This window comes from Frigoribacterium sp. CFBP 8751, from assembly GCF_014841545.1.
Taxonomy (GTDB): domain Bacteria; phylum Actinomycetota; class Actinomycetes; order Actinomycetales; family Microbacteriaceae; genus Frigoribacterium.
Window position 1 is genome coordinate 1,004,725 of the sequence record NZ_JACYUB010000001.1, and the last position, 13,383, is coordinate 1,018,107.

At 72.4% G+C, this 13,383-nt stretch carries 13 protein-coding genes, 1 tRNA gene and 1 pseudogene; 13 read left to right on the forward strand and 2 right to left on the reverse strand.

Features of this window, described 5'->3' with window-relative positions; translation table 11 throughout:
* Nucleotides 1–11 precede the first annotated feature (11 nt).
* The 6 genes and pseudogenes from IFT88_RS04855 to IFT88_RS04875 all read left to right on the forward strand — a co-directional run bounded on the left by IFT88_RS04855 (nucleotide 12) and on the right by IFT88_RS04875 (nucleotide 4,804).
* A complete protein-coding gene (locus IFT88_RS04855) occupies nucleotides 12–1,289 on the forward strand; it encodes a molybdopterin-binding protein (RefSeq protein ID WP_192119163.1) in 1,278 nt (425 codons plus the stop codon).
* Nucleotides 1,286–1,834, forward strand: a complete 549-nt coding sequence (gene moaC / locus IFT88_RS04860) for a cyclic pyranopterin monophosphate synthase MoaC (RefSeq protein ID WP_192119165.1) — start codon at nucleotides 1,286–1,288, stop codon at nucleotides 1,832–1,834. Before IFT88_RS04855 ends, moaC begins: the two co-directional genes overlap by 4 nt.
* A complete protein-coding gene (locus tag IFT88_RS04865; RefSeq protein WP_082060127.1) occupies nucleotides 1,831–2,406 on the forward strand; it encodes a MogA/MoaB family molybdenum cofactor biosynthesis protein in 576 nt (191 codons plus the stop codon). The genes moaC and IFT88_RS04865 overlap by 4 nt, the downstream gene beginning before the upstream one ends.
* On the forward strand, nucleotides 2,403–2,933 hold the full coding sequence (locus IFT88_RS04870) for a molybdenum cofactor biosynthesis protein MoaE (RefSeq protein ID WP_192119166.1): 531 nt from the start codon (nucleotides 2,403–2,405) through the stop codon (nucleotides 2,931–2,933). Before IFT88_RS04865 ends, IFT88_RS04870 begins: the two co-directional genes overlap by 4 nt.
* A 122-nt stretch (nucleotides 2,934–3,055) precedes the next feature.
* Nucleotides 3,056–3,458, forward strand: a pseudogene (locus tag IFT88_RS17755) (ATP-binding cassette domain-containing protein); the annotation flags it as partial.
* An 11-nt stretch (nucleotides 3,459–3,469) separates the two neighbouring features.
* On the forward strand, nucleotides 3,470–4,804 hold the full coding sequence (locus tag IFT88_RS04875) for an ABC-F family ATP-binding cassette domain-containing protein (RefSeq protein ID WP_446718820.1): 1,335 nt from the start codon (nucleotides 3,470–3,472) through the stop codon (nucleotides 4,802–4,804).
* A gap of 35 nt (nucleotides 4,805–4,839) precedes the next feature.
* Here IFT88_RS04875 and IFT88_RS04880 read toward each other — a convergent pair whose 3' ends face one another.
* On the reverse strand, nucleotides 4,840–5,334 hold the full coding sequence (locus tag IFT88_RS04880) for a MarR family winged helix-turn-helix transcriptional regulator (protein ID WP_043596399.1): 495 nt from the start codon (nucleotides 5,332–5,334) through the stop codon (nucleotides 4,840–4,842).
* 126 nt (nucleotides 5,335–5,460) lie between these two features.
* On the opposite strand from IFT88_RS04880, the gene IFT88_RS04885 reads away from it, so the two are divergent.
* The 4 genes from IFT88_RS04885 (at nucleotide 5,461) to IFT88_RS04900 (ending at nucleotide 8,689) form a co-directional block, all read left to right on the forward strand.
* Nucleotides 5,461–5,532, forward strand: a tRNA-Gln gene (locus IFT88_RS04885).
* Nucleotides 5,533–5,626: 94 nt separating this feature from the next.
* Nucleotides 5,627–6,115 carry a DUF4126 family protein gene (locus IFT88_RS04890; protein WP_192119168.1) on the forward strand — a complete coding sequence of 163 codons (489 nt, stop codon included), beginning with the start codon at nucleotides 5,627–5,629 and terminating at the stop codon, nucleotides 6,113–6,115.
* Between the two features lie 121 nt (nucleotides 6,116–6,236).
* Nucleotides 6,237–7,670: a bifunctional UDP-N-acetylglucosamine diphosphorylase/glucosamine-1-phosphate N-acetyltransferase GlmU gene (glmU, locus tag IFT88_RS04895; RefSeq protein WP_043596402.1), complete on the forward strand. Its 1,434-nt coding sequence runs from the start codon at nucleotides 6,237–6,239 to the stop codon at nucleotides 7,668–7,670.
* 41 nt (nucleotides 7,671–7,711) lie between these two features.
* Complete coding sequence (locus IFT88_RS04900) at nucleotides 7,712–8,689, forward strand: ribose-phosphate diphosphokinase (RefSeq protein ID WP_055974200.1); 978 nt, start codon at nucleotides 7,712–7,714, stop codon at nucleotides 8,687–8,689.
* 854 nt (nucleotides 8,690–9,543) lie between these two features.
* On the opposite strand, the gene gndA is transcribed toward IFT88_RS04900, so the two are convergent.
* On the reverse strand, nucleotides 9,544–10,947 hold the full coding sequence (gene gndA, locus IFT88_RS04905; RefSeq protein WP_043597872.1) for an NADP-dependent phosphogluconate dehydrogenase: 1,404 nt from the start codon (nucleotides 10,945–10,947) through the stop codon (nucleotides 9,544–9,546).
* A 201-nt stretch (nucleotides 10,948–11,148) separates the two neighbouring features.
* On the opposite strand from gndA, the gene IFT88_RS04910 reads away from it, so the two are divergent.
* From IFT88_RS04910 to pth, 3 genes are all read left to right on the forward strand, one after another.
* On the forward strand, nucleotides 11,149–11,691 hold the full coding sequence (locus IFT88_RS04910) for a gluconokinase (protein WP_235472299.1): 543 nt from the start codon (nucleotides 11,149–11,151) through the stop codon (nucleotides 11,689–11,691).
* A 310-nt stretch (nucleotides 11,692–12,001) separates the two neighbouring features.
* Nucleotides 12,002–12,637, forward strand: a complete 636-nt coding sequence (locus tag IFT88_RS04915; protein WP_043597793.1) for a 50S ribosomal protein L25/general stress protein Ctc — start codon at nucleotides 12,002–12,004, stop codon at nucleotides 12,635–12,637.
* Between the two features lie 60 nt (nucleotides 12,638–12,697).
* Nucleotides 12,698–13,288, forward strand: a complete 591-nt coding sequence (gene pth, locus IFT88_RS04920) for an aminoacyl-tRNA hydrolase (RefSeq protein ID WP_192119170.1) — start codon at nucleotides 12,698–12,700, stop codon at nucleotides 13,286–13,288.
* The last annotated feature ends 95 nt before the right edge of the window (nucleotides 13,289–13,383 follow it).

Consider the following 13,383-nt stretch of genomic DNA (forward strand, 5'->3'; position numbering starts at 1 on the left):
AGAGGAACCGCGTGCGCACCATCGAGACCCACCTCGCCGAGGTCACGGCCGTCGTCGAGGCCGCCGTGCGGGCCCGGCCGGTCGATGCACTCGTGGTCAGCCCCGAGGCGCTCGCCTCGCGCTCCGACCGGTACCGCGACCGGGTGCTCGCCGTCGACGTCGTCGCCCCGATCGACCTGCCGCCCTTCGCCAACTCGCAGATGGACGGCTACGCCGTCTCGACCGCCGGGCTCGACCCGGCCGGTCCCACCAGCTTCCGGGTCGCGGCGCGCATCCCCGCCGGCCGGGCCGCCCCCGACCTGGTCGCCGGCACCGCCGCCCCGATCATGACCGGTGCGGCCGTCCCCGCCGGCGCCGACGCGATCGTGCCCATCGAGAAGGTCTCGCCCGACGCGTTCCCTCCCGTCGGGGTCGACGCCGTCGTCGAGGTGCCGGCCGGCGTCTCCGCCGGGGCCTTCGTCCGGGCCGCGGGCAGCGACGTCGTCGCGGGTTCCGTGCTGTTCGCGGCCGGGACGCGACTGACGCCCGCTCGGTGGGGCGTGCTCGCCGCCGCCGGGATCGACGCGGTCGAGGTACGGAGCCGCCCGCGCCTCCTGCTGGTCTCCACCGGCGAAGAGCTCGCCGCACCCGGTGCCCCGCTCGGGCCCGGCCAGATCCACGACGCGAACGGCGTCGCGCTGGCCGCCGCGATCGCCGAGGTCGGCGTGATCGTCACGACCGCCCGGGTGACCGACGACGCGGCCGCCCTGCTCGCCGTCGTCGCCCGCCACGCCGACGAGGTCGACCTCGTGCTGACGAGCGGCGGGGTCAGCGCCGGCGCCTACGAGGTCGTGCGCGACGCGTTCGAGGGCTCGGGCGTCAGCTTCGGCTCGGTGGCGATGCAGCCCGGCGGGCCGCAGGGCTGGGGCAGCGTCCTCGTGCGCGATCGCGAGCTGCCCGTCGTCTGTTTCCCCGGCAACCCCGTCAGCTCGCTCGTGTCGTTCGAGGCCTTCCTTCGTCCCGCGCTGAACGGCGTCACGGGGGTCGGCCTGCCCCGACGGCGGTGGACCGTGCCCATGGCGCACCCCCTGGACTCGCCGGTCGGCAAGCACCAGCTGCGTCGCGGGCGGGTCGACGTCGACGGGCGCGCCCACGTCGTCGGCGGGCCCAGCTCGCACCTGCTCGCCGCCCACGCCGAGGCCACCGTGCTCGTCTCCGTCCCCGTCGGGGTCGACCGCGTCGACGAGGGCGACCGGGTCGAGGTCTGGGCGCTCGACGATCCCGCCCCCCACGAGAAGGCCGACCGATGACCGAGAACCCGCCGCCCGACGTGCCTTTGTCCGACGCCCCGCTGTCCGACACCCCGCTGGCCGACACCGCGCTGTCCGACGCCCCGCTCTCGCACGTCCGCGACGACGGCACCGCGCACATGGTCGACGTGACCGGCAAGACCGAGACGAAGCGCGTCGCGACGGCCCAGGCCGTGCTGACCACGCGGCCCGACGTGATCGCGCGACTGGTCGACGGCTCGCTGCCCAAGGGCGAGGCCCTCGGCACCGCCCGCATCGCCGGCATCCTGGCCGCCAAGCAGACTCCGACGCTCATCCCGCTCTGCCACCCGTTGCCGCTCGGCGCGATCACCGTCGACTTCGAGACCGCGGAGGCGCAGGTCACCGTGATCGCGCGCGTCTCGACCCGCGGCGTCACCGGGGTCGAGATGGAGGCCCTGACCGCCGCGTCGGTCGCGGCCCTCACGCTCTTCGACATGATCAAGGCGGTCGACGCGCTCGCCGTGATCGGCGAGATCAAGGTGCTCGACAAGCAGGGCGGCAAGTCGGGGGACTGGTCGCGATGAGCGACGCCACCGTCGCACCGGGTCCCGCCGTGCCGGACGGCCCGACCCCCTCGGGTTCCTCCGACCGGCGCCGGGCCGTCGTCGTCGTCGCCTCGACCCGCGCGGCCGCCGGCACGGCCGACGACACGACCGGCCCCGTCATCCGCGACTGGTTCGCGGCGCGCGGCTGGCTGGTCGAGGGTCCCGTCGTCGTGGCCGACGGCGAACCGGTCGGCGCGGTGCTCGAGGCGGCGCTCGAGTGGGGCGTCGACGCCGTCGTCACCACCGGTGGCACGGGCGTCTCGCCGACCGACGCGACGCCCGAGATGACCCTGCCCCTGCTCGACCGCGAGCTGCCCGGCATCGCCGAAGAGCTCAGGAGGCGCGGCGCGGCCTCGACGCCCCTGGCCGTCCTCTCCCGTGGGCTCGCGGGCGTGGCCGGCGGCACCTTCGTCGTCAACCTGCCCGGTTCGCGCGGCGGGGTGCGCGACGGGCTCGCCGTCCTCGAGGACGTCCTCGACCACGTGGTCGACCAGTTGCACGGGGTCGACCACGCCCAGAACCGCCATCCCAGTCCCGAGGGGGCCGCATGACCGCCGACGATCCGACCCTCCTGCCCGGCGGGGAGCCCACCCGGGAGGCCGGCGCCACCCCGGGCTCCGGCGCGCCGAACGCACCCTCGGCAGCACCCGCCTCCGAGCGCGTGCTGCTCGCCCGCGTCGTCGACGTGACCGTGTCGGTGGCCGAGTGCTCCGCGCTCGTGACGAGCCGCGCCTCCGGGGCGGTCGTGACGTTCGAGGGGGTCGTGCGCGACCACGACGAGGGGCGTGGCGTCCAGGCGCTGCACTACGAGGCGCACCCGACCGCGTCCGAGGTGATCCGTGAGGTCGCGCTGGCCGTGGCCGAGGCACACCCCGAGGTCGCGATCGCGGTCGAGCACCGGTACGGCGACCTCGTCGTGGGCGACGTCGCCCTGGCCTGCGCCGTGGCGTCGGCCCACCGCGCCGAGGCGTTCGCGGCCTGCGCCGCCCTCGTCGACGAGGTCAAGGCCCGCACCCCGATCTGGAAGCGTCAGGAGTTCACCGACGGCTCGGACGAGTGGGTGGCGTCGCTGGGCTGACACCGGCCGTGCGCCGCCGAGTCGGCCGCCCGGCCCGGGCCGTCTACGCTTCTGTGGTGGCTCATCTACTCGGCGCAGAAAACCTCCGTCTCGAATTCCCGACCAAGGTCGTCCTCGACGGGGTGACCCTCGGCATCGACGAGGGCTCCCGCATCGGTGTCGTCGGCCGCAACGGCGACGGCAAGTCGACGCTCATGTCGGTGCTCGCCGGCCGGCTCGAACCGGACGACGGCCGCGTGACGACCCGCCGCGGCCTGACGATCGGCATGCTCGACCAGCGCGACGTGCTCCCCGAGGGCGCCACGGTCGGCAGCCTGATCGTCGGCGACCGCGACGAGCACGAATGGGCCGGCGACGCGCGCATCCGCGACGTCATCTCGGGCCTCGCCACCGACATCCCGTGGGAGGCGCGGGTCGAGGACCTCTCGGGCGGCCAGCGTCGACGCGTGGCCCTCGCGACGCTGCTGGTCGGCGACTGGGACGTCCTGTTCCTCGACGAGCCCACCAACCACCTCGACGTCGAGGGCGTCGCGTGGCTGGCCCAGCACCTCTCGCGCCGCTGGTCGCCCAACTCGGGCGCCCTCGTCGTCGTGACCCACGACCGGTGGTTCCTCGACGAGGTCTCGACCGACACGTGGGAGGTCCACGACGGCATCGTCGAACCCTTCGAGGGCGGCTACGCGGCGTACGTGCTGCAGCGGGTCGAGCGCGACCGCATGGCGTCGGCCTCCGAGTCGAAGCGCCAGAACCTGATGCGCAAAGAGCTCGCCTGGCTCCGTCGCGGGGCCCCGGCGCGCTCGACCAAGCCCAAGTTCCGCATCGACGCGGCCAACGAGCTGATCGCGGACGAGCCGCCCGTGCGCGACGCGGTCCAGCTGTCGCAGATGGCGACCGCGCGACTCGGCAAGGACGTCGTCGACCTCGTCGAGGTCGGTGTCTCGTTCGGTGACAAGCGCGTCCTGCAGGACGTCGAGTGGCGCATCGCTCCCGGCGAGCGCACCGGCGTCCTCGGAGTCAACGGCGCCGGCAAGTCGACGCTGCTCAAGGTCGTCACCGGGGCCATCACGCCCACCGAGGGGCGCGTCAAGCAGGGCAAGACGGTCAAGTTCGCGATCCTCGACCAGCAGCTCGCCGACCTGCACGAGGTCGCCCACGAGCGGGTCAACGACGTCATCGGGCGACAGCGCACCTCGTACGTCACCGGCGGCAAAGAGATGACGCCCGGGCAGCTGCTCGAGCGCCTCGGCTTCACCAGTGCCCAGCTGCAGACGCCGATCAAGGACCTGTCCGGTGGCCAGAAGCGCCGCCTGCAGTTCCTGCTCATCCTGCTGAACGAGCCGAACGTGCTGATCCTCGACGAGCCCACCAACGACCTCGACACCGACATGCTCGCCGCGATGGAGGACCTCCTCGACGGCTGGCCCGGCACCCTGCTCGTCGTCTCGCACGACCGGTACCTGCTCGAGCGCGTGACCGACCAGCAGTACGCCGTGCTCGAGGGCCGCTTCCGTCACCTGCCCGGCGGTGTCGACCAGTACCTCCAGCTGCGTCGCGAGGCGACCCAGAACCAAGGAGGCGCGACCGACCGCCCGACGGCCGTCCAGGGGGCCTCGGCGTCGGTCGCGGCCTCGGCCGCCGCCTCGGGCCTGTCGGGAGCCGAGAAGCGCAACGCCGAGAAAGAGCTCGGCTCGATCGACCGCAAGCTCGCCAAGGCCGCGGGCGAGCGCGAGACCCTGTTGGCCCAGTTCGCCTCGTTCGACCAGTCCGACTTCGACGGCCTGGCCGCGTTGCAGGCGAAGCTGACGGCGCTCGACCACAAGACGGGCGAACTCGAGGTGCGCTGGCTCGAGCTGAGCGAGCTGCTGGCGTAGGGGGCCGGGCCGACGTGCTCCGTCGGTCGCCCGACTCAGCCGCCGAGCGTCAGGCTCAGCGTGCGCAGCAGGTCGGTCAACCGGAGGCGGTCGTCGTCGCTGAGGTCGCTGAGCAGGGCGTCCTCGGCCGTGACGAGTCGTTCGATCGCGGCGTCGACGGCGCGGCGCCCCTCGGGCGTCATCGTGACCAGGATGCCCCGGCCGTCGTTCGGGTCGGTGCGGCGTTCGACCAGGCCCCGCGCGACCAGCCGGTCGATGCGGTTGGTCATCGCGCCGCTCGAGACGAGGGTCTGCTGCAGCAGCGTCTTGGGGCTCAGCTGGTAGGAGCCGCCGGCCCGACGCAGCGCCGAGAGCACGTCGAACTCCCACGACTCGAGGGCGCTGGCGTGGAAGGCCTCGCGTCGCGCCCGGTCGAGGTGCTTCGAGAGCCGACCCACGCGCGAGAGCACGTGGAGCGGCGCGAAGTCGAGGTCGGGTCGCTCGTGGCGCCACGCCTCGACGATCCGGTCGACCTCGTCCTGCTCGGGCATCCGCCCATCATGCCCGAGGCCGTCCTCGGACGCGGGAGGCGCGGTGCGGCCCGGCGGGCACGTCACCCCTCGCGGTCACCTCGGTCGAGTCGCGGTCTGGCAGAATGGTCCGGCGCGCACGCGCGGTCCGCCATGGTGTAACGGCAGCACGACAGCCTTTGGAGCTGTTAGGTCTAGGTTCGAATCCTGGTGGCGGAGCCCCGAGCGTCGCAGGTCGCGGTCGGCTCGTCGGTCCCGTCCCGCTCCCGATCGTGGGCGCCCCGGCGTCCGCCTGACGACGAGGACTCCCGTCATGTCGAAGACCGACTCCCTGCCGCCCCTGCTCCGTGCCGCCCTGCTCGGCGTCCTCAGCGGATCACGTTCGGCGACGCCACTCGCCGTCCTCGCCCTGAACCACGACGCCCGGGAGGCGCGAGGCCCCTGGCAGCGCTGGCGCCTGTTCCGCTCACCCCTCGGTCGTGGCGCCCTGGTGGCCACGGGTGTCGGTGAGCTCGTCGGCGACAAGCTGCCGGCCACGCCGAGTCGGGTCGGTGCCGGCCCGCTGTTCGGTCGCGCGGTCTCCGGTGCCGTCGCGGGGATCGCGATGGCCGGCACCGGCCGTCGGGGCACCCCTGTGGCCGCAGCGCTCGCCGGGGCGTCCGGCGCCCTCGTCGGCAGCTGGTTCTTCTACCGGGCACGGAAGGCCGTCGTCGAGAAGACCGGGTTGCCCGACGTCGCCGTCGCGCTCGTCGAGGACGTCGTCGCGGTCTCGGGCTCGGTCGCCGTCGTCCGCTCCCGCTGACTCCTCCCCACCTCGTCTCGGCCTCGGCGACGTCCCCACGCCGGGCGGGTGACCCGCGGCCGCGTCGCCTCCCGTGGGAGGATCGGCGGTGATCACGCGCCACCCCTCACCAAGGAGCACCATGCCCGAACGCCAGCTCGCCGTCGTCGTCCTCGCCGCAGGGCAGGGCACCCGCATGAAGTCCTCGACCCCGAAGGTCCTGCACCGCCTGGCGGGGCTGCCGCTGATCCAGCACGTGCTCGAGAGCGCCGGCGCGCTCCGGCCCGACCACCTCGTCGCCGTGGTGCGGCACGAGCGCGACCTGGTCGTCGCGAGCGTGCTCGACACCGCCCCGCACGCGCTCGTCGTCGACCAGGACGACGTCCCCGGCACCGGTCGAGCCGTCGAACAAGCGGTGGAGGCGCTGCCCGCCGAGTTCACCGGCGACGTCGTGGTCGTCAGCGCCGACGTGCCCTTCCTCGACCACGCGACGCTCACCGCCCTGCTCGACCAGCACCGTGCCGCCTCCGCCTCGGCGACGCTGCTGAGCGCCGTGCTGCCCGACGCCACCGGCTACGGGCGGGTCGTCCGCCGCGAGTCGGGCGACGTCGACCGCATCGTCGAGCACAAGGACGCCACCGACGACGAACGTGCCGTGCGCGAGATCAACTCGGGCACCTACGTGTTCACGGTCGCCGCCCTGCGCACCCACCTGCCCCGCATCGGGTCGGCCAACGCGCAGAACGAGAAGTACGTCACCGACATGGTCGGCCTGCTCACCGGTGCCGGCGAGGTCGTCGCCGCCCGGGCGATCGACGAGACCTGGCGCCTCGAGGGCATCAACGACCGCGTGCAGCTCGCCGCCGCGGCCCGTCGCCTGAACGACCGCATCGTCGAGCACTGGCAGCGCGAGGGCGTCTCGATCGTCGACCCGCAGACCACCTGGATCGACCGCGACGTCTCCCTCAGCCCCGACGTCGAACTGCTGCCGGGCACCCAGCTCCGCGGGGCGACGTACATCGCCCCGGGCGCGGTCGTCGGGCCCGACACCACCCTCGTCGACACCGAGGTGGGCGAGGGGGCGACGGTCAAGCGCACGGACGCGACCCTCGCGGTCATCGGTGCCCGCGCCTCCGTGGGTCCGTTCGCGTACCTGCGGCCCAACACCCTGCTCTCGGCCGACGGCAAGATCGGCACCTTCGTCGAGACCAAGAACGTGCAGATCGGTGCCGGGTCGAAGGTGCCGCACCTCAGCTACGTGGGCGACACCGAGGTGGGCGAGGGGTCGAACATCGGCGCCGGCACCATCACGGCCAACTACGACGGGGTGAACAAGCACCGCACCGAGGTCGGGTCGCACGTCCGCACCGGGTCGCACAACGTCTTCGTCGCCCCCGTTAGGATTGGCGACGGAGCGTACACAGGCGCCGGAACGATCGTCCGCAAAGACGTGCCGGCCGGTGCCCTGGCCTTGAGCATCGCTCCACAGCGCAATGCGAGCGGATGGGTCGAGGCGAACCGCCCCGGCTCGGCGGCTGCCGAGGCCGCCGCTCGCGCCGAACGAACGACCGACTGAACCCGGTCGGGTTGGCCCCTCGGGGCCGGAGAGCGAGTGACGTGTCCGGAATCAAGATCACCGGCGAGAACCGACTCGTTCTGATCTCGGGGCGTGCGCACCCCGAACTGGCCAACCAGATCGCCGCCGAGCTCGGCAGCGAACTGATCCCGACCGACGCCCGTACCTTCGCGAACGGCGAGCTCTACGCCCGCTTCGACGAGAGCGTCCGTGGCTCGGACGCCTTCGTCATCCAGTCCCACTCGGCGCCGATCAACGAGTGGCTGATGGAACAGCTGATCATGGTCGACGCGCTGAAGCGGGCCTCGGCCAAGCGCATCACCGTCGTGGCGCCGTTCTACCCGTACGCCCGGCAAGACAAGAAGGGTCGTGGCCGCGAGCCGATCTCGGCCCGGCTCGTCGCCGACCTCTTCAAGGCGGCCGGCGCGCACCGCATCATGAGCGTCGACCTGCACGCACCGCAGATCCAGGGCTTCTTCGACGGCCCGGTCGACCACCTCTTCGCCATGCCCGTGCTGCTCGAACACTTCCGCGCCAAGCTCGACAACACCACCCTCACCGTGGTCTCGCCCGACATGGGCCGCGTCCGCGTCGCCGACATCTGGAGCGAGAAGCTCGACGCCCCCCTCGCCATCATCCACAAGCGTCGTGACCCGCTGGTGCCGAACCAGGTCACCGTCCACGAGATCGTCGGCGACGTCTCGGGTCGCGTGTGCCTGCTGGTCGACGACCTGATCGACACCGGTCGCACCATCGTCAAGGCCGCCGAGGCGCTCAAGGCCGCCGGCGCGATCGGCGTCGTGGTCGCCGCGACCCACGCGGTCTTCAGCGACCCCGCCCCCGAGATCCTCAACAGCGAGTTCATCGACTCGGTCGTCGTCACCGACACCCTGCCGCTCACCGAGCACCAGAAGTTCGACAAGCTCGAGATCCTGCCCATCGCCCCGCTGATCGCCCGGGCCATCCACGAGGTCTTCGACAACGGCTCGGTCACCTCGATGTTCGACGGCGCCGCCTAGCCCCACCCGCCCGTCGCGGCGTCGCTCGCCCGGGCGCCCGACGGCGCGACCTCGCCCCCCGCCCGGGCGCCCGACGGCGTGACCTCGCCCCCCCGCTCGAGCGCCCGGCGGCGCGACCTCGCTCCCCCCGCGCGCGCGCCCGGCGGCCCCGCCGTGACCGCACTCCCACCCCAGGCTTCTCCGCCGGCCCCGCCCCGCCCTACCTCGCCCGCTCGTCTGCGGTCGGCAACTCGGGAGTTCGGTTGCGTCGCGCCTCCTGCGGGACGTTCCGGTGGTCGTTCTCCTGAGTTGCCGACGTGGGCGGGGTGACGTCGGGCTGCGAGGGGCGTGACCCGGTCCGGCACGTCCCGGCCCGGCCCTGCCCGCCCCTGCCCGTCCCGGCCCCGCCCCGCCCCGCCCCGCCCCGCCCTGCCCGCTCGTCTGCGGTCGGCAACTCCGGAGTTCGGCTGCGCCGCGCCTCCTGCGGGCCGCTCCGGTGGTCGTTCTCCTGAGTTGCCGACGTGGGCGGGGTGACGTCGGGCTGCGAGGGGCGTGACCCGGCCCGGTCCGGCAGGCACGGCCCGGCACGTCCCGGTGGCGGTGGCGGTGGCGGTAATGGTCGGGTTCGGCTCGCGATGCCGCTCGTCTGCGGTCGGCAACTCCGGAGTTCGGTTGCGCCGCGCCTCCTGCGGGCCGTACCGGTGGTCACTTTCCTGAGTTGCCGACGTGGGCGGGACGGCATGGGGAAGAGCCGAGGTCCCCTCCGGCGGGCGACGAACGGGCGTGCCCGCCGACGCCGGCCGCCGCAGCGGCACCGCATCGACGGGCACGCCCGTCAGAACGCAGGAGGCGCGGTGAGCGCCCCTGGGCACCCGTCAGTGGGTCGAGGGCTCCGTCTCGATCTCGGAGCGGTCGCCCGACCAGAGGGTGTGGAACGTGCCCTCCTCGTCGACGCGCTGATAGGTGTGGGCGCCGAAGAAGTCGCGCTGTCCCTGGATGAGCGAGGCGGGCAGACGTTCGGACGCGAGCGAGTCGTAGTACGACAGCGCCGAGGCGAACCCGGGCACGGGGATGCCCGAGAGGGCGGCCTTGGCGACGACGCGGCGCCAGGCCTCTTCGCCGTCGCGGACGGCCGCGGCGAAGTAGTCGTCCTCGAGCAGGGTCGCGATCGACGCGTCCTTCTCGTAGGCGTCGACGATGCGGTTGAGGAACTGTGCGCGGATGATGCAGCCGCCGCGCCAGATCTTGGCGATGGCGCCCTTGTCGATGTCCCAGTCGTACTCGTCGGCACCGGCGATGATGGCGTCGAAGCCCTGGGCGTAGGCGACGATCTTCGAGGCGTAGAGCGCCTTCTGCACGTCGTCCTCGAAGCCGTCGCCGGCCTCCTGGATCGTGGGTCGCCCCTGCAGGGTCTTCTGCACCGCCGCACGCTGGGCGGGCTTCGACGACACGGCGCGGGCGAAGACGGCCTCGGCGATGCCGCCGACCGGCACGCCCAACCCGACGCTGTTCTGAACGGTCCAGACGCCCGTGCCCTTCGAGCCGGCCTGGTCGACGATGGAGTCGACGAGCGGGCCGTCGGTCTTGGCATCGGTCTGGCGCAGCACCTCGGCCGTGATCTCGATCAGGTACGACTCGAGCTCGCCCTTGTTCCACTCCTCGAAGACCGAGGCGATGGCGGCGGGCTCGTGGCCGCCGACCCGGCGCAGCAGGTCGTACGACTCGGCGATGAGCTGCATGTCGGCGTACTCGATGCCGTTGTGGATCATCTTGACGAAGTGGCCCGCGCCGTCGGCTCCGACGTGCGTGACACAGGGTTCGCCCTCTGCGACCGCCGCGATCGACGCCAGGATCGGGCCGAGCGTCTCGTAGGCCTCCTTCGAGCCACCGGGCATGATGGACGGACCCTTCAGGGCACCCTCCTCGCCGCCCGAGATGCCGGCACCCACGAAGTTGAGTCCGCGCTCCTTGAGGGCGGCCTCGCGTCGCCGCGTGTCCTGGAAGTTCGCGTTGCCGCCGTCGACGATGATGTCGCCCTCGTCGAACACGTCGGCGAGCTGGTCGATGACGGCGTCGGTGCCGCGACCGGCCTGCACCATGATGATCGCGGTGCGCGGCTTCTGCAGCGAGGCCGCGAAGTCCTCGATCGACTTCGAGGGGACGAACCCCGCGTCGCCGTGCTCGTCCATCAGGGTGTCGGTGCGTTCGGGGGAACGGTTGTAGACCGCGACCGTGTTGCCTTCGCGGCTGGCGAGGTTGCGAGCCAGGTTCGAGCCCATGACGGCCAGGCCGACGACTCCGATGTTCGCCTTGGCGGTGGACTGCGCTGCTGCTCCGTGTTCGGTCACGGTGCCTCCTTCTCGGTCGATGGTGATCGCAGACTATGCCTCGGTGCCGAGCGTCCGACAGGCACCGTCCGTACCCCTCCCGTACGGCTCGCCTAGGGTTGACGCGACCGTGTACCCGATCGAAGGCCGTCCGTGACCGACCAGCCCCACCCCGCTCCCTTCCCACCCGTCGTCGTGATGGGGGTCTCCGGATCGGGCAAGTCGACCGTGGGCGAGCTGCTGGCAGAGACCCTCGGCATCCCGTTCGTCGACGCCGACGACCTGCACCCCGAGGCGAACCGCCGCAAGATGGCCGAGGGGCACCCGCTCGACGACGACGACCGGTGGCCGTGGCTCCGCATCGTCGCCGACCGCATCACCGCCGCGGGCGACGACTCGGTCGTCGTGGCCTGCTCGTCGTTGAAGAGGGCGTACCGCGACGTCCTGCGCGAAGGCGACCCGCGCCTCCGGTTCGTGCACCTGACCGGCGTGCGCGACCTCGTCGCCCGTCGCCAGCGGGAGCGCAAGGGGCACTTCATGCCGCCCGGGCTGATGGAGTCGCAGTTCGCCACCCTCGAGCCGCTGGCCGACGACGAGGCCGGGTTCGAGGTCGACGTGCGTCCCGGCCCGGACGACGTCGTGGCGACGGTCGTGGCCCATCTCGAGGCCGTGCGACGAGGCGAGCTCGAACACTGACCGTGCGCCCTCGCGGGCGGACGGACCAACTGACCGTGCGCCCTCGCGGGCGGACGAACCAGAGGAGGCGCGGGTTGGCGACACGCCCGGCCGACGTGTAACCTGGGCAGCTGAACCTCGGCGAGGGGTGCTCCGGCACCCGTGATCGACGCGGTAGGCAGGCGCTCGGTGCTCAGGCACCACTCGTGCAGCGGTGATCGTCCTTCGGGCGGCGCCCCTCGGGTTGCGGGTCCTTCCTCACGCGATGCGCGTTCGAGTTGACACCGACCACACACCCCCGGGCCGTCCGCGGCCCCTGCAAGGAGACGACATGTCCGACCAGAACACCCTCAGCGCCCTCGTGCGCACCAGCTTCGGCAAGGGCGCGGCCCGCAAGATCCGCGCGAACGACCAGATCCCCGCGGTCATCTACGGCCACGGCACCGACCCCCAGCACGTCACGCTGCCCGGTCACGAGACCATGCTGATCACGCGTCGCGCCAACGCCGTCATCACGCTCGACATCGAGGGCACGAACCAGCTCGCCCTCGTCAAGGACATCCAGCGCGACCCGGTCAAGCAGACCATCGAGCACATCGACCTGATCGTCGTCCGCCAGGGCGAGAAGGTCACCGTCCAGGTCCCCGTGCACGTCGAGGGCGAGTCGGCTCCCGGCACGATCCACGTCGTCGAGCTCAACGTCGTCGAGCTCGAGGTCGAGGCCACGCACATCCCGCAGAGCGTCGTCGTCTCGATCGAGGGCCTCGAAGAGGGCGCCCAGATCTCGGCCGCCGACCTCGCCCTGCCCAAGGGCGCGACCCTGGTCAGCGAGCCCGAGACCCTCGTGCTCGCCGTCTCGGTGCCCCAGCTCGACCTGACGACCGACGCAGTCTCCGACGAGGACGGCGAAGCCGCCGAGGCCGAGGGCGACGTCGACTCCATCGAGGACGAAGAGCGCTCCGAGTAACACGGCACACCCCGAACACCCTGCCGGCGCAGACCCACTGAGAGAACGACGACCACGACGATGGCACTCGACGACCAGTGGCTCGTGGTCGGGCTCGGCAACCCCGGGCCCGGCTACGCCGGCAACAGGCACAACGTGGGGCAGATGGTGTTGGCCGAACTGGCCGAACGTCTGTCCGCCGGCTTCAAGAACCACCGCACGAACGCGACGGTCGCCGAGGGGCGTACCGCTCCCGGCGGCCCTCGCTTCGTGTTGGCCAAGCCCGCCACGTACATGAACGTCTCGGGCGGTCCGACGCAGGCGCTCCTGCGGTACTACGACCTCGACGTGTCGCGGCTGATCGTCGTCCACGACGAGCTCGACATCGACTTCGACGTCGTCCGGCTGAAGCACGGTGGTGGCCACGGCGGCCACAACGGCATCCGCGACATCATCGCCGCCACCGGCTCGAACGAGTTCACCCGGGTGCGGGTCGGCATCGGCCGTCCTCCCGGCAGGCAACCCGCCGCCGACTTCGTCCTCAAGGACTTCTCGTCCACCGAGCGCAAAGAGCTGCCCTTCCTGATCGGTGACGCGGCCGACGCCGTCGAGATGATCGCGACCGACGGGCTCACGGCAGCCCAGCTGAAGTTCCACACCGCGAAGAGCTGACCGGCTCGCCGGATGCCGACCGCCGCGGGCCCGGTGCCGGTGTCGCCGTCAGCGAACCCCGGCCGCGGTGTCGGTGGTGCCGCGTAACATCGTGC